The sequence below is a fragment of the Streptomyces sp. SAT1 genome, assembly GCF_001654495.1.
GTDB classification, from domain to species: domain Bacteria; phylum Actinomycetota; class Actinomycetes; order Streptomycetales; family Streptomycetaceae; genus Streptomyces; species Streptomyces andamanensis.
Genome location: NZ_CP015849.1, coordinates 4,554,454 through 4,570,278 on the forward strand (window position 1 = coordinate 4,554,454; position 15,825 = coordinate 4,570,278).

Annotated in this window: 12 protein-coding genes; 9 read left to right on the forward strand and 3 right to left on the reverse strand. The window is 74.3% G+C overall.

What is annotated here, in order from left to right; genetic code table 11:
- Window positions 1–33 precede the first annotated feature (33 nt).
- The 5 genes from A8713_RS19790 (at window position 34) to hutH (ending at window position 7,131) form a co-directional block, all read left to right on the forward strand.
- The gene (locus A8713_RS19790) at window positions 34–930 is read left to right on the forward strand and encodes a biotin--[acetyl-CoA-carboxylase] ligase (protein WP_064534915.1); all 897 of its coding nucleotides are present in this window, start codon (window positions 34–36) and stop codon (window positions 928–930) included.
- A 306-nt stretch (window positions 931–1,236) separates the two neighbouring features.
- Window positions 1,237–2,376 carry an adenylate/guanylate cyclase domain-containing protein gene (locus A8713_RS19795; protein WP_018565073.1) on the forward strand — a complete coding sequence of 380 codons (1,140 nt, stop codon included), beginning with the start codon at window positions 1,237–1,239 and terminating at the stop codon, window positions 2,374–2,376.
- A 1,042-nt stretch (window positions 2,377–3,418) separates the two neighbouring features.
- On the forward strand, window positions 3,419–4,213 hold the full coding sequence (locus A8713_RS19800) for an enoyl-CoA hydratase/isomerase family protein (protein WP_064534916.1): 795 nt from the start codon (window positions 3,419–3,421) through the stop codon (window positions 4,211–4,213).
- Between the two features lie 103 nt (window positions 4,214–4,316).
- A complete protein-coding gene (locus tag A8713_RS19805) occupies window positions 4,317–5,468 on the forward strand; it encodes a GGDEF domain-containing protein (protein ID WP_064534917.1) in 1,152 nt (383 codons plus the stop codon).
- A gap of 124 nt (window positions 5,469–5,592) precedes the next feature.
- Window positions 5,593–7,131, forward strand: a complete 1,539-nt coding sequence (hutH, locus tag A8713_RS19810) for a histidine ammonia-lyase (RefSeq protein ID WP_064534918.1) — start codon at window positions 5,593–5,595, stop codon at window positions 7,129–7,131.
- Window positions 7,132–7,673: 542 nt separating this feature from the next.
- Here hutH and A8713_RS19815 read toward each other — a convergent pair.
- On the reverse strand, window positions 7,674–8,060 hold the full coding sequence (locus A8713_RS19815) for an LPXTG cell wall anchor domain-containing protein (protein WP_079159277.1): 387 nt from the start codon (window positions 8,058–8,060) through the stop codon (window positions 7,674–7,676).
- 412 nt (window positions 8,061–8,472) lie between these two features.
- On the opposite strand from A8713_RS19815, the gene A8713_RS19820 reads away from it, so the two are divergent.
- The 3 genes from A8713_RS19820 (at window position 8,473) to A8713_RS19830 (ending at window position 12,227) form a co-directional block, all read left to right on the forward strand.
- Window positions 8,473–9,735, forward strand: a complete 1,263-nt coding sequence (locus tag A8713_RS19820) for a L,D-transpeptidase (protein ID WP_173860875.1) — start codon at window positions 8,473–8,475, stop codon at window positions 9,733–9,735.
- Between the two features lie 140 nt (window positions 9,736–9,875).
- Complete coding sequence (locus A8713_RS19825) at window positions 9,876–11,363, forward strand: ABC transporter permease (protein ID WP_064534920.1); 1,488 nt, start codon at window positions 9,876–9,878, stop codon at window positions 11,361–11,363.
- 168 nt (window positions 11,364–11,531) lie between these two features.
- Window positions 11,532–12,227, forward strand: coding sequence for an ABC transporter ATP-binding protein (locus A8713_RS19830; RefSeq protein WP_064534921.1), 696 nt, complete (start codon window positions 11,532–11,534; stop codon window positions 12,225–12,227).
- A gap of 23 nt (window positions 12,228–12,250) precedes the next feature.
- On the opposite strand, the gene A8713_RS19835 is transcribed toward A8713_RS19830, so the two are convergent.
- Window positions 12,251–13,186 carry a helix-turn-helix domain-containing protein gene (locus A8713_RS19835; RefSeq protein WP_064534922.1) on the reverse strand — a complete coding sequence of 312 codons (936 nt, stop codon included), beginning with the start codon at window positions 13,184–13,186 and terminating at the stop codon, window positions 12,251–12,253.
- 213 nt (window positions 13,187–13,399) lie between these two features.
- Here A8713_RS19835 and A8713_RS19840 point away from each other — a divergent pair, with 213 nt between their 5' ends.
- Window positions 13,400–14,440: an NAD(P)-dependent alcohol dehydrogenase gene (locus A8713_RS19840; RefSeq protein WP_064534923.1), complete on the forward strand. Its 1,041-nt coding sequence runs from the start codon at window positions 13,400–13,402 to the stop codon at window positions 14,438–14,440.
- Window positions 14,441–14,610: 170 nt separating this feature from the next.
- On the opposite strand, the gene A8713_RS19845 is transcribed toward A8713_RS19840, so the two are convergent.
- A complete protein-coding gene (locus A8713_RS19845) occupies window positions 14,611–15,729 on the reverse strand; it encodes a hypothetical protein (RefSeq protein ID WP_064534924.1) in 1,119 nt (372 codons plus the stop codon).
- Window positions 15,730–15,825 lie beyond the last annotated feature (96 nt).

Below are 15,825 nucleotides of genomic sequence, written 5' to 3' on the forward strand. Positions count from 1 at the left end.
AGTGCGGCGTTTCCCACACCTAGGGTGGGTTGCATGACGCCGCGAGATGCAGCAGACGACAGCCACGGCACGCCGGGCGACTCCGGGCGGTCCGGCCGCTGGTCCGACCTGGACCGCCCGCCCCTCAACGCGGCCGCGCTGCGGCGCGGTCTGGTGCGCGACGGCGGCCTGTGGACCCGCGTGGAGGTCGTGCAGCGCACCGGCTCCACCAACGCCGATCTGGTGGCCCGCGCCGCGGCGGGCGAGGCGGCCGAGGGCACCGTCCTGGTCGCCGAGGAGCAGACCGCGGCGCGGGGCCGGCTGGACCGCCGCTGGACGGCGCCCGCCCGCTCCGGGCTCTTCTTCTCGGTGCTGCTGCGGCCCGGCGACGGCGTGCCGGTGGCCCGCTGGGGCTGGCTGCCGCTGCTCACCGGCGTGGCCGTCGCCACCGGCCTCGCCAGGGCCGCCGGGGTCGACACCGCCCTGAAGTGGCCCAACGACCTGCTGGTCACCGTGGACGGCGAGGAGCGCAAGGCCGGCGGCATCCTGGCGGAGGGCGCCGGCGACGGCGGTGTCGTCATCGGCGTCGGCATCAACGTCACCCTGCGCCAGGACGAACTGCCCGTGCCGCAGGCCGGCTCCCTGGCCCTGGCCGGGGCCGTGAGCACCGACCGCGATCCGCTGCTGCGCGCCGTGCTGCGCTCCCTGGAGGAGTGGTACGGCCGGTGGCGCGCCGCCGACGGCGACCCGGCGGCCGCGGGCCTCCAGGAGACCTACGCCGCCGGCTGCGCCACTCTGGGCCGCACCGTGCGCGCCGAACTCCCCGGGGACCGCTCCCTCGTCGGCGAGGCGGTCGCGGTCGACGGCGACGGCCGTCTCGTCCTCGCCACCCGGGACGGGGTGCAGCAGCCGGTGGGGGCGGGGGACATCGTGCATCTGCGGCCCGCGTGACCGTGCGCCCGCGCCCGGCGTAGGGCAGGGGCGGCGGAAGAGCCCCAGGGGGCCGTGCGCGGAGCGTGCGCCTCGCGCAGTGGGCATGCGTCCCGTGCGCCGGGGTGCTCCCGGAGACGCCCTCAGGGGTGCTTCCCGGGCCGGGCGCGGCGGGTGCGCGCGCCGGGGTCCGCGCGGGTGCGCGGACGGTGACGGCCCAGTTCAGGTCACCCTTCGGGGCGGGCTGGCGGAGTGAGCTGGGGCACATCTGCCGTAGAGTTGAGGCCGGTCGGTACCTGACCGTGGCAGATCGGAAGGGCAGCAGGCGTGACCGTCGACGACACGGGCTCGGGCGCGCAGGACGCGGACGGCCGGGGGGACCCCCACGCCGCCGACCCCGCCGATTCCGGCGAGGACCCGCTCGCGCTCCGTCTCGAACAGCTCATCCTGGGCGCGGAGCGCCGCTACACCCCCTTCCAGGCGGCCCGCAGCGCGGGCGTCTCCATGGAGCTGGCCTCCCGCTTCTGGCGGGCCATGGGCTTCGCCGACATCGGCCAGGCCAAGGCGCTCACCGAGGCCGACGTCCTGGCGCTGCGGCGGCTGGCCGGTCTGGTGGAGGCCGGGCTGCTCAGCGAGGCCATGGCCGTGCAGGTCGCCCGCTCCACCGGGCAGACCACCGCCCGGCTGGCCGAGTGGCAGATCGACTCCTTCCTGGAGGGCCTGACCGAGCCGCCCGAGCCGGGCATGACCCGCACCGAGGTCACCTATCCGATCGTCGAGCTGCTCCTGCCCGAGCTGGAGGAGTTCCTGGTCTACGTCTGGCGGCGGCAGCTCGCCGCCTCCGCCGGGCGGGTCGTGCAGGTCGCCGACGACGAGGAGATGGTGGACCGCCGTCTGGCCGTCGGCTTCGCCGACCTCGTCGGCTTCACCCGGCTGACCCGCCGGATGGAGGAGGAGGAGCTGGGCGAGCTGGTCGAGGCCTTCGAGACGACCGCCGCCGACCTGGTGGCCGCGCGCGGCGGGCGGCTGATCAAGACCCTCGGGGACGAGGTGCTGTACGCCGCCGACGACGCGGGCACCGCCGCCGACATCGCGCTGCGCCTGGTCGAGACCATGGAGAACGACGAGACCATGCCGGAGCTGCGGGTCGGGATGGCCTTCGGCACGGTGACCACCCGGATGGGCGATGTCTTCGGCACGACCGTCAACCTCGCCTCCCGGCTGACCTCCATAGCCCCGCGCGACGCCGTGCTCGTCGACAGCGCCTTCGCCGAGGAGCTGATCCGCACGGGCGACTCCCCGGCGTCCGAGGCGGCGGCGGCCGAGGCCGCTGCGGCGGCGGAGAAGGAGGGCGCGGAGCCCCCGGTGTACCGCTTCGCCCTCCAGCCGACCTGGCAGCGCCCGGTGCGCGGCCTCGGCGTGGTGGAACCGTGGCTGCTCACCCGGCGGGCCGACGCGCCGCAGTGACGGTGGCGGTGACGGGGCTGCGGCTGGGCGTGCCGGACGGGCGCGTGCGGGTGCGTTCGGTTGGTCGTGCGTTTCGGCTGGGTGTGCGTCTCAGCTGGGTGCGCGTCTCAGCAGGTGTGTGTTTCAGCGGAGCCCGACGCAGAGCTTGATGAGCGGCAGGCACAGGCGCCCGCCACCACCGCCGCCGGAGGGCGGGGCCGGGGGCGCGGATGTCGGTGTGGTCCTGGGGGACGGTGGGCGGGTCTGCTGCGCGGGGGCGGTCGGGTGGGCGGTCGGCCGCGCGGGCGCCTGAGGCGTACCGGCGGAGGCGGCCGGGCGGCCCGGAGCGCCCCCGGACGCGTGCGTGGTTCCGGGTGGGGGAGCCGGGGCGGCGGCCCCGGCCCCGGTCGTACCGGCAGGGGAAGCGGATGGCGCCGCTTCCGCTCCCGGGGCGGCCACGGTACCGATCCCGCCCATGGGGAGCGGCGCGGTGGGCAACACCGACGGCCCCGTCCGGCCCGGGGCGGCGGCCCCCGGGGACGCCGCGGTGGCGGCGCCGGTCGACCCGCCCCCCGGTCCGCCGCCCGGTCCGGTCTCCGCGCGCGGCGCCGCCTCCGCCGCCCCGGGACCGCCCGCCTGCGGCGAGGTCTGCGCGCTCTGCGGTGTCAGGCGTACGAGGCTCAGCACACCGGCGGCGAGGGCGAGGCCCCCGGCGGTGAGCAGCACCCGGCGGGGCCGGGGCCTGCGGTGCCTGCCCCGGACGCGCGGGAGGCGGAACGGCGCCCCGGGGCCGCCGACCGTGGCGCCTATGGCGCCCACGTCGTCCCGGGCACCCTGCCGACCCGTACCGGCCGTGTCCGTCGTCATCGCCGCACCCTCCCCGAACGCCCCGCGCCCCCGTCGCGCCTGGCGCGACGCACGTTATGCGCTGGCGCAGGCGGTTTCGCGGGGGTTGGGTGGGCTGTCACCCGAACGGGTGGCCGGGCCGCCCCTTCCGTCGCGCGCGGGGCGGCTGAGATGATCGGGACCGGATGCTGTTAACCCGCGTTAACCGGAGGGTGTCATGAGCGAGGAGCGGTTCGGGGAGTTCGTGCTGGTGCGGCGGCACGACCAGGTGGCGGAGCTCGTCCTGGACCGGCCCCAGGCCATGAACGCCGTGTCCACGGACATGGCCCGGTCGATCGCCGGGGCGTGCGCGGCGCTCGCCGCCGACCCTCAGGCGCACGTGGTCGTCGTGACCTCCACGCACGAACGGGCGTTCTGCGTCGGCGCCGATCTGAAGGAGCGCAACTCCTTCAGCGACGCCGACCTCCGGCGGCAGCGGCCGGTCGCGCGCGGGGCGTACACCGGCGTACTGGAGCTGCCGATGCCGACCGTCGCCGCGGTGCACGGCTTCGCGCTCGGCGGCGGGTTCGAGCTGGCGCTCTCCTGTGATGTGATCGTGGCCGACCGCACGGCCGTGGTCGGGCTGCCCGAGGTGTCCGTGGGGGTGATCCCCGGCGGCGGCGGTACGCAGCTGCTGCCCCGGCGGGTCGGCGCGGCGCGGGCCGCGGAGCTGATCTTCACCGCCCGGCGGCTGGAGGCGGCCGAGGCGCACGGTCTGGGGCTGGTGGACGTGCTGGCGGACGAGGGCCGGGACCGTACCGAGGCGCTGGAGCTGGCCGCCCGGATGGCGGCCAACTCCCCGGTCGGCCTGCGCGCCGCCAAGCGCGCGCTGCGGCTCGGCCAGGGGCTCGACCTGCGCGCGGGCCTGGAGGTCGAGGACGCGGCCTGGCGCACGGCGGCCTTCTCGGCGGACCGTGCCGAGGGCGTCGCGGCCTTCAACGAGAAGCGCGCCCCGCGCTGGCCGGGCGAGTGAGGGCGTCCGGCGGCCCGGCCTGACGCGCGGCCGGTCCCCGGCGGGTCCCCCGGGCGCCCCCACCGATGTCCCGGTCGGCGCGAAACATCCCTAGCCTGGGGTGATGGGCGAGAACAGGCGGCTGGCCGCCGTCGTGGCGTTGGCGCAGGGGATGGCCGCGGCGCACAGTCCGCGCGAGTCGTGGCGGGCGGCGGCGCTCGGGGCGTGCGGGGCGCTGGAGGGGAGCTTCGCCGCGCTCTCGGTGTGGGAGCGCGAGCGCGGGCGGCTGCGGGTGCTGGTGAACGTGGGGGAGCGCTCTCCCGGGGAGGAGGAGTTCCCGGAGGGCGAGGCGTACCCGGTGCACCAGTTCCCGGAGATCGCCGAGTTCCTGCACGAGCGGTGGGCGTCCGGCGGGGAGCCGGACGCCTGGGTGGAGACCGCCGAGGGGCCGGCCGAGGGGCAGCCCGGCTACTGCCACCAGCGGGTCGCCGCGCTGCGGAGGCGCGGGCGCGGCAGCTGCGTGGTCGCGCCGATCGTGCTGCACGGGCGGGCCTGGGGCGAGCTGTACGTCGCCCGCTCGGCCGGTGCCCCCTTCTTCGGGCGGCCCGACGCCGACTTCGCCACGGTCCTGGCCGCGGTGGTCGCGGCGGGCCTCGCGCAGACGGAGCGGCTGGAGGAGGCCCGCAGGCTGGCCTTCACGGACGCGCTCACCGGGCTCGCCAACCGCCGCGCGGTGGACGTACGGCTGGAGGAGGCGATCGAGCGGCACCGGGAGGACGGGGTCGTGGTGAGCCTGGCCGTCTGCGACCTCAACGGCCTCAAGCGGGTCAACGACACCCTCGGCCACGCCGTCGGCGACCGGCTGCTGGAACGGTTCGGCTCGGTGCTGTCGCTGTGCGGGGCGATGGTGCCGGGGGCGCTCGCGGCCCGGCTGGGCGGGGACGAGTTCTGCCTGCTGGCGGTCGGCCCCTCCGTCGACGAGGTGGTCAAGGCGGCCGACGAGCTGTGCCGCCGCGCGGCCGGACTGGAGCTGGGGGAGGGCGTCGCCTGCGGGGTGGCGTCGACCGAGGACGCGGTCGGGCCGGTGCGCTCGGCCCGCCGGCTGTTCCGGCTCGCGGACGCCGCGCAGTACCGGGCGAAGGCGCTGCGCACGGACCATCCGGTGGTCGCCGGGCGGGAGGGCCCCGGGGACCCGGTGGTCCGGCTGGCCGACGAGCCCTCGCCCGCGCCCGAGGCACCGGTCGAACGGCGCAGCTTCCGGGGCCGCCGCCCGTGAGGCCCTGTCCCCGGGTGAGCCGGGTGAGCCGGGTGAGCGGCCGGGCCATCCGCTGGGTAAGGGGCACTCCCGGCACCCACTAGTGACACCGTCGCATTCACTGCGTACGCTCCTGAATATGGATATGCACACTGTGGTGGTGGGGACGTCCGGTGTCACCGCGTCCGACGTCCTCGCCGTGGCGCGCGCCGGCGCGCGGGTCGAACTCTCCGAGCAGGCGGTGGCGGCCCTCGCGGCGGCCCGCGAGGTCGTGGACGCGCTGGCCGCCAAGCCCGAGCCCGTCTACGGCGTCAGCACCGGTTTCGGCGCCCTGGCGACCCGGCACATCAGCCCCGAGCTGCGTGCCCGGCTCCAGCGCAACATCGTCCGCTCGCACGCCGCGGGCATGGGCCCGCGGGTCGAGCGCGAGGTCGTACGCGCCCTGATGTTCCTGCGGCTGAAGACCGTCTGCTCGGGCCGCACCGGGGTGCGCCCCGAGGTCGCGCAGACCATGGCCGACGTCCTCAACGCGGGCATCACCCCGGTCGTGCACGAGTACGGCTCCCTCGGCTGCTCCGGCGACCTGGCCCCGCTCTCGCACTGCGCGCTCACGCTGATGGGCGAGGGCGACGCGGAGGGCCCGGACGGTACTGTGCGGCCCGCCGCCGAGCTGCTCGCCGAGCACGGCATCGCGCCCGTCGAACTGCGCGAGAAGGAGGGCCTCGCCCTCCTCAACGGCACCGACGGCATGCTCGGCATGCTGGTCATGGCCCTCGCCGACCTCGACACCCTCTACAAGTCCGCCGACATCACCGCCGCCCTCTCGCTGGAGGCGCTGCTCGGCACCGACAAGGTGCTCGCCCCCGAGCTGCACGCCATCCGCCCGCACCCGGGCCAGGGCGCCTCCGCCGCCAACATGCTCGCCGTGCTCAAGGGCTCCCAGCTCACCGGGCACCACCAGGACGACGCGCCGCGCGTCCAGGACGCCTACTCCGTGCGCTGCGCCCCGCAGGTCGCCGGCGCCGGCCGGGACACCCTGGCGCACGCCCGGCTCGTCGCCGAACGCGAACTCGCCGCGGCCGTCGACAACCCCGTCGTCCTGCCTGACGGCCGGGTGGAGTCCAACGGCAACTTCCACGGCGCCCCGGTCGCCTATGTACTGGACTTCCTCGCCATCGCCGCCGCCGACCTCGGCTCCATCGCCGAGCGCCGCACGGACCGGCTGCTGGACAAGAACCGCAGCCACGGCCTGCCGCCGTTCCTCGCCGACGACCCCGGCGTCGACTCCGGGCTCATGATCGCCCAGTACACCCAGGCCGCGCTGGTCAGCGAGATGAAGCGGCTGGCCGTGCCCGCCTCCGCCGACTCCATCCCGTCCTCCGCCATGCAGGAGGACCACGTCTCCATGGGCTGGTCGGCGGCGCGCAAGCTGCGCACGGCGGTGGGCAACCTGACCCGCATCATCGCGATCGAGCTGTACGCCGCCGCGCGCGCCGTCGAGCTGCGGGCGGGCCTGGAGCCGGCCCCGGCCAGCCGGGCGGTCATCGAGGCCGCGCGCGCCGCCGGGGTGGGCGGCCCCGGCCCGGACCGCTTCCTGGCGCCCGACCTGGCCGCCGCCGACGCCTTCGTGGCCCAGGGCGCGCTGGTCGCGGCGGCGGAGACGGTCACCGGCCCGCTGAACTGAGCCCAGCCTGCGCCGGACGGGACGGCGGGACGGGCGGCCGGGCCGCCGGGCCACCGGCAGGGGGCGTGCCCGCCCGGCGTGGGGCAGGTGTCCGTGCGCGCCTGCCTGGCCGGGGAGGCGTCTGCGGCAGCCCGGCTGGGGGCGTCCGAGCCCGCCCGGTCGCCCCCGGGGGGCGTCCACGGGTCGCCCGGCCCGCCGGTCGGGGCCTCGGCGTGTGATCGGCGGGAAGAAGTCCGCGCTCGCCCGGCCCCGTCGTGGCGTGAGGGTCTCTGCCGTCCTGCCTGCCGGGAAAGGGGCTGCCGGTCCGCCTGGCCCGGACTGCGGGAAAGTGGTCCGCGTGGCGCGGTCTGCCGGGAAGAGGACTTGCGTCGCCCGCCGGCCGGGAGAGACCCGTAGGCCGCCCGGTCCGCCGGGAAGAGGTGGCGTCACGCCCGCCCCGCCGGGGAAGTCATCCGCGCCGTCCGTCCCACCCGTGGGGCAGGACCGGCGCGGCCGACCCGCTCAGGACGGTGGGGGCGCCGGAGCCGCCCCGCCAGGGGCCGTCAGAAGCCGAGGCGTTCCCGGCGTACCGAATACACCACGAAGCCGGCGCCCGCGGCGAGGAAGAGGGATCCGCCGATGACGTAGGGGGTGGTGTCGATGCTTCCGGTGTCGGCGAGCTCCGTGCCGTCGGCCGGGAGGGATCCGGCGGAGGCCGCGGCGTCCCCGGCCGTGCTGACGGCCCTCGGGTCCGCCGCCGAGGTGCGCACCGCCGTGGTCCGCATCCCGGTGCCGTCCGCCGGCGTACCCGCGGCCCGGCCCTGCCGGGTGGCCTGCGCGGTCGGTACCGCGTCGGCCACCGTTCTCGTCGGCGCGTCCCCGCTCGCGCTCGCGGAGGGGACGAACCACAGGGCGCCCAGCAGGGTGCCCGCGGCGGTGGCGGTCAGCAGCGTACGGCGAGCGGTTGACACGGAATATCGATCCCCTTGTGGCACTGGCGAATTGGCCGTGTGGGGCGATCGTAGTGAACGTCACGGGTCACGGGAAAGTCACGGGAGGTTTGAGATCCGGCCGGTCGTGACGGGCGTCGCGGACTGTCACTCTTTGTGCCGTTTCATCCGCTCCGGGTGTGCGGGAGCGGCCGGTGTGACGCGAGATACCGGAACGGCCCGTACCGGCGGGGGCGGCCGTCCGGCATGACGCCGTCCCGCCGGGGCAGGGACTTGGCGGGGCGGGCGGCGCCCGGTGCCGTGCCGACGTGGCGAGGCCCACACTCGGGCGCCCTGGGGAACGGGACGAAACGGTCGTAGCGTTGATGATTCGCGACGGGGGGAATCGGGGGTCCTGGGGATTACGGCAACGATGGAGAAGCGTGTGATGACGAACAGTAGGCGGCGTAGGGCCCTGATGGGCTCGTCCGCACTGCTCGGCGGTGTACTGGTGCTCACGGCCTGTTCCGGCAGCAGCAACGCGGCCGGCGGAGGCGACGGCGACCCCTCGCAGGCCAAGGCCGACAAGGCCGCGGCCCAGCAGACGTCGGAGGCCCAGATCAAGATCACTCCGGCGGACGGTTCCGCCGACGCCTCCATCAACAACTCGGCCGCGGTCACCGTGGCCAAGGGCACGCTGACGGACGTCACCATGACGACCGCCGACGGCAAGGCCGTCAAGGGCGAGATATCCGCCGACAGGGCGAGCTGGAAGCCCAGCGCCCCGCTGGCCCGCTCCACCACCTACAAGGTCGCCGCCACCGCCACGGACGCCAAGGGCCGCGCCGCCCACGAGAACGCCTCGTTCACCACGGTCGCCCCGGCGCACAGCTTCATCGGCACCTTCACGCCGGACAACGGCAGCACCGTCGGCGTGGGCATGCCGGTCTCGATCAACTTCGACAAGTCGATCACCGACAAGGCGGCCGTGCAGAAGCACATCACCGTCAGCTCCTCCAGCGGCCAGCAGGTCGTCGGCCACTGGTTCGGCGCCAACCGCCTCGACTTCCGCCCCGAGCAGTACTGGAAGGAAGGCTCCACCGTCACGCTCAAGCTCGACCTCGACGGCGTCCAGGGCGCGCAGGGCGTCTACGGCGTCCAGCAGAAGACGGTCACCTTCCACATCGGCCGCAACCAGGTCTCCTACGTCGACGCGAAGACCAAGCAGATGAAGGTCACGCGGAACGGAAAGACCGTCAAGACCATCCCGATCTCAGCCGGTTCGCCCGAGCACACCACCTACGAGGGCGCGATGGTGATCTCGGAGAAGTTCACCCAGACCCGGATGAACGGCGCGTCGGTCGGCTTCACGGACTCCGACGGCAAGGGCGAGTACGACATCAAGGACGTCCCGCACGCCATGCGCCTGACCACCTCCGGCACCTTCATCCACGGCGCCTACTGGAACGCGCCGTCCGTCTTCGGCAGCGCCAACACCAGCCACGGCTGCGTCGGCCTCCAGGACACGAAGGGCGCCAAGGACACCAAGACGCCCGCCGCGTGGTTCTACAACCACTCCCTGGTCGGTGACGTCGTCGTGGTCCAGCACACCGGCGACAGGACCGTCTCCCCGGACAACGGCCTCAACGGCTGGAACATGACCTGGTCCAAGTGGAAGGCCGGCTCCGCCGCCTGACCCGCCCCGTACCGCGCACCGGCGCCGCTCCTTTGAAGGGGCGGCGCCGTTCGCTGTGCCGCGGCCGTCCGCCGGGCTTCTCATCCTTCTTTTATGACGGGCTTATCCCTTCATCACGGGACGTCCCTAGCTTGCGGCGCATGTTCTTCACCTACCTGAGGCGCGAGCTGCGCCGCCGCAGAAAGGCGGCCCTCGTCGTCGCCTCCGGTCTCGCGCTGGGGATCGCCCTGGTCATCGTGGTCACCTCCGTGTCCGACGGCATGAGCAAGGCCCAGGACAAGGTCCTCCAGTCGCTCTACGGGCTGGGCACGGACATGACCGTGACCAAGGCGGCCACGCCCGCCTCCGGCGAGTCCCAGCGCCCGCGCTTCAAGTTCGACGCGAAGGGCGACGGCGACAGCACCAGCCAGAGCAGCGACATGGTCCGGGCGCAGGGCTTCACCACCCTGCCCGCCGCCACGGTGACCCAGGTCGCCGGGCAGAAGGGCGTCTCCGCCGCCGTCGGCGGGCTCAGCCTCACTGTCGTCAAGGTCGACGGCCAGTTCACCCGCGGCCAGTTCCGGATGCGCGACGGCGGGAGCGGCGGGAGCGGCGGGAGCGGCGAGGGCGGCCGGCGCGGCGCCCAGCCCACCCCGCAGGGCGAGGTCGAGGGCGGCGGCGCCGACTTCGACGTCAACCAGTACACGGTCTACGGCACCGACGTCACCCAGCCCGCGCTCGGCCCGCTGACCTCCTCGAAGATCACCGACGGCCGTACCTTCAAGACCACCGAGACCGACGCCGCGGTCGCCGTCGCCGACGCGGCCTACGCCAAGGAGAAGAAGCTCGCGGTCGGCTCCACGGTCACCGTCAAGAACGTGAAATACCAGGTGATCGGCATCGCCACCGCCACCAGCGGCGACGCGGCGGCCAACCTCTACCTGCCGCTGAAGCAGGCGCAGACGCTCAGCGGCGACAAGGACAAGGTCACCACCGTCTACGTCAAGGCGGCCGGCTCCCAGCAGATCGACTCCGTCAAGAGCGCTATCCAGAAGAACGTCCCGGGGACCACGGTCACCACCTCCGCCGACCTCGCGAAGACCGTCTCCGGGTCCCTGTCCACCGCCTCCGACCTGGCCTCCAACGTCGGCACATGGCTGTCCGTCGCGGTGCTGATCGCCGCGTTCCTGGTCGCCGGGCTGCTGACCTCCTCGGCGGTCTCCCGCCGGGTGCGCGAGTTCGGCACGCTCAAGGCGCTGGGCTGGCGGTCCGGCCGGGTGACCCGGCAGGTGGTCGGCGAGGCCGTCGTCAACGGCCTGGTCGGCGGTGTCCTCGGCATCGCGCTCGGCCTGGCGGGCGCGTACGCCGTGACCGCGATCAGCCCGACGCTCCAGGCGCAGCTCGGCTCCTCCGGCGCGGGCTCCGGCGGCTTCGGGCGCGGTGGCTACGGCGGGGGCGGGGGCGGCTTCGGCGGTCCCGGCCGGCAGACGGCGAAGTCCCTCGACGTCGCGCTCACCGCGCCGGTCGGCCTCACCACCATCGCCGTCGCGGTCGGCCTCGCGGTGGCCGGCGGGCTCATCGCGGGCGCGTTCGGCGGCTGGCGCGCCTCACGGCTGCGCCCGGCGGACGCCCTGCGCCGCGTCGAGTAACGCCCGCACGCCCGCGTACGAAGGGCCGCGCCCGCGTACGACGGAGACCCGCGCCCGCCTACGCAGGGGTCCCGCGCCCGCGTACGGAGGCGCCCGTGGTCTCCGTACGCCACCGGCGTCCGCGCCCCCCCGCCACCCGTCCTCTCCAGGAGCCCAGGAGCCATCCACATGTACGAACTCAGCGGCGTCACCAAGCACTACACCCGGGGCAAGCAGACGGTCCACGCCCTCGACGGTGTCGACCTGACCATCGGCGACGGTGACCGGCTGGTCATCCAGGGGCCCACCGGCGGCGGCAAGTCGACCCTGCTCCAGATGCTCGGCGGGCTGGACCGGCCGACCTCGGGCGAGGTCGTGCTCGACGGCACCGACCTGGCCGGACTCTCCGAGGCCCGGCTCACCCGGGTGCGCAGCGAGAACATCGGCTTCGTCTTCCAGTCCTTCAACCTGATCCCCACGCTGACCGCGCAGGAGAACGTGGAGACCGCCCTCGTCCCGCTCGGCGTCAAGGCCCGCGAACGCCGCGAACGCGCCGCCGAGGCGCTGACGTCGGTCGGCCTCGGCGAACGGCTCGGCCATCTGCCCGGCGAGATGTCCGGCGGCCAGCAGCAGCGCGTCGCCATCGCCCGCGCGCTGGTCAAGCGACCCAAGGTGCTGCTCGCCGACGAACCCACCGGCAACCTGGACGAGTCGACCCGCGACGAGATCATGGGCGTGCTCGAAGGTCTGTGGAAGGAGCACGGGCTGACGTTCGTCATGGTCACCCACGACTCCACGATCGCGAAGAAGGCCCCGCGCCTGGCGACCCTGCGCAAGGGCCGCATCACCGTCAAGGAGAACACCGCGGGCCCGGTCACGGCCTGACCCGCACACGCCCCCCGGCGCCGCTACGGCGTCGGGCTGCCGCTCCCCGTCCGTGTCGCGTCCGCGCCCCAGCTGGCCAGCAGGCGCAGCGACTCGACCGACGGGGAGTCCGGCTCGGGGTGGTAGACGGTCATGGTCAGCTCGCTGCCGTCGGCGACCTTGAACGACTCGTAGCGCAGGGCCAGTTCACCGACGAGCGGATGGCGCAGCAGCTTGACGCCGTGGCTCTTCTCCTTGACGTCGTGCGTGGCCCACAGGCGGCGGAAGTCCTCGCTCTTCACGGACAGCTCGCCGACCAGCGCCGACAGCCGCGGGTCGTCCGGATAGCAGCCGGCCTCCATGTGCAGCGAGAGCACGACGTCGATCGCCTTCTGCTCCCAGTCGACGTACAGGTCGCGGGTCTCCGGGTGCAGGAAGACCAGCCGGGCCCAGTTCCGCTCCGGCGCGGGCAGTTGGGACCAGTCGCCGAAGACGGCCGCCGCCATGCGGTTCCAGGCCAGCAGCTCCGAGCGCCGTCCGACGATGTACGCCGGGACGCCGTCCATCGTGTCCAGGAGCTGCCGCAGCGAGGGCCGCACCTGCTGGGCCGGAGCGCTCTGCCGCTTCTTGTGCTTGGGCTTGGCCAGATGGGTCAGATGGGCGTGCTCGGCGTCGGTCAGGCGCAGCGCGCGGGCGATGGAGTCCAGCACCTCGGCGGAGACATTGCGGCCGTTGCCCTGCTCCAGGCGCGTGTAGTACGCCACCGAGACCCCGGCGAGCTGGGCCAGCTCCTCGCGGCGCAGCCCGGGGACCCGGCGGTGGCGCCCGTAGTGCGGCAGCCCGACGTCCTCCGGCCGCAGCCGGGCGCGGCGGGTCCGCAGGAACTCGCTCAGCTCGGCCCGGCGCTCCAGACCGGCCCCGGCGTCCGCGCCGACGCTCGGGCCGACTCCGGGGGTGGCGCTGTCCGGCTTGTCGTCCATACGTCCAGTATCACCGCTCCTACGCACCGCATCCTGCCCCCGCCAGTGGTAGGCACGCTGGTCGTAGGCAGAGGCGTGGCCTGGGTGAACGGCGCCCGAGCGGGCACTGTGGAGGGCGTGCCCGGCACGAAGGCAATGGCAGCACGAGGCAGCCGCGAGGCAGCACAGAAGGCAGCCGGGCACGGCAGGCAACCACCGAGGAGAACCCTCCGCATGACCACCGTCGCCGCATACGCCGCGCCCGCAGCGAAGGCACCGCTGGAGCGCACCACCATCGAACGCCGGGCAGTCGGCGAGTTCGATGTGCTGATCGACATCAAGTTCGCGGGCATCTGCCACTCGGACATCCACCAGGCCCGCGAGGGCTGGGGCGAGGCCGTCTTCCCGATGGTCCCCGGCCACGAGATCGCGGGTGTCGTCTCCGAGGTCGGCCCCGGCGTCACCCGCCACGCCGTCGGCGACCGGGTGGGCGTCGGCTGCATGGTCGACTCCTGCCGCACCTGCGAGAACTGCGCCGCGGGCCTGGAGCAGTACTGCACCAGCCGCCCCACCTGGACGTACAACGCCGTCGGCAAGGACGGGAAGCCCACCTACGGCGGCTACTCCCAGAAGATCGTGGTCGACGAGAACTACGTCGTCCGCATCCCCGACGGCCTGGCCCTGGACGTGGCCGCCCCGCTGCTGTGCGCCGGCATCACCACGTACTCCCCGCTGAAGCACTGGAACACCGGCCCCGGCAAGAAGGTCGCCGTGGTGGGCTTCGGCGGCCTGGGCCATGTCGGCGTCAAGCTGGCCCACGCGCTCGGCGCGGAGGTGACCGTCCTCTCGCAGTCCCTGCGCAAGCAGGACGACGGGCTGCGCCTGGGCGCCGACCACTACCACGCCACCAGCGACCCGGAGACGTTCGAGCGGCTCAAGGGCAGTTTCGACCTGATCCTCAACACGGTCTCGGCGCCGCTCGACTTCCCGGCCTTCCTGTCCCTGCTGCGCCTGGACGGCGCCATGGTGAACGTCGGCCTGCCCGAGGAGCCGGTGCAGATCCCCTACGGCGCCCTCTTCGGCAACCGCCGCAACCTCACCAGCTCCAACATCGGCGGTATCGCCGAGACCCAGGAGATGCTCGACTTCTGCGCCGCCCACGGCATCGGCGCCGAGATCGAACTGATCGACGCGTCCCGCGTCAACGAGGCGTACGAACGCGTCCAGTCCAGCGACGTCCGCTACCGCTTCGTGATCGACACCTCGACGATCTGACCCCGACCGGCCCCGGTCCTGGTGCCGGCACCCCGGTCCCGTGCCGGCCCCACCGCCACCGCCTGCACCGTGCGGGCGGTGGCGGTGGCGCGTCGCCTTCGGGCGGAGCGGGCCGCCTGCGCGCGACCCCGACTCCGACCCCGACCGGTCGTCGAGTGCCCCCGGCCCGGTCACTGGGGCAGGGTCGCCGGGCTTCCGCCGTTCGCCTCGTAGCCGGCCACCGCGAGCGCGCGGTAGACGGCGAACTCGGCGGCGGGGTCCTCGGAGAGGATCCAGGGGAGGGCGCCGACATGGCCGTCGATGTGTATGAGCTGGTTCATGGCCTCGGCCCAGCGCTCGGAGCGGACCAGGAAGAAGACGAGCAGATGGCGCACGTGCGCGGCCATCGGGTCGCCGGGGCGGGCGGAGTGGAGGGCGTGCAGGGCGCCGTGGACCGCCTTGGTGACGACTTCGCTCTGGTAGAACCCGCGGACCAGGTTCACCTCCGGCAGGTGCTCGAAGACCGCGAAGAGCGGCATGGCGGCCAGCAGCGAGCCCCGCGGGGCGCGCGCCGCGGCGGCCTCGGCGAACTCCATGGCCAGCTCCCGCGAGCCCTGCCACTTCTCGCACCAGTAGTGCAGCGCCGCCAGATGGGCGCCCATGTGGGTGGGGGCGCGGTCCAGGATCTTCAGCCAGAGCTGCTCGAACTCCGACCGGGAGTAGGCCAGGCCGCGCGCCACCGACAGCTCGGTGATGTACGGCACGGGGTCGCCGGGGGCCAGCAGCGCGGCCCGGCCGCAGGACTCCCTGGCCTCCTCCATGATGATCCGGAACTCGTCCGTCCCCGGCGTCGACGTCCGCCACGCCTGCTGCACCAGGAACTCGGCGTGCACCGCGGCGCCGCCCGCGTCCTTGGGCGCCTCGGCCCGCCACACCCGCAGCCACTGGCCGCCGGGCGTCTCGCTGACCCCGCCCGGACGCTGCTGCAGCTCCAGCGAGGCGGCACCGGCGAACGCCTGCACACGCTGCCAGCGCAGCTCGCCCGCCGCCTCGGTGCCCGCCAGCAGCTGGGCCGCGGCGCGGTAGTCCTGGGTGCGCTGCACCAGGTCCAGCACGTCCAGCAGGTCCTGGTCGGGGCCGGGCATGCGGACGTCCAGCTCCTCCTGGCGCACGAACCCGTAGTCCGCCGGGTCCGCGGCGTCCGGGTGTCCCGGCGGGACCTGCTCGATGCCGCCGCGCCTGCGCCTGAGGAAGGGGAGCAGCACGAAGCTCAGCAGGACCACTGCTGTCAGGACCCAGAGAATCTCCATGCCTCAAGCGAACCAGACCGCGCCGACAATTGGCCAACCTGCGCCCCGGCCTGTGGAAAACCCCGGCCGCACCGCCGCCGCGCCCGGTGTCCCGCG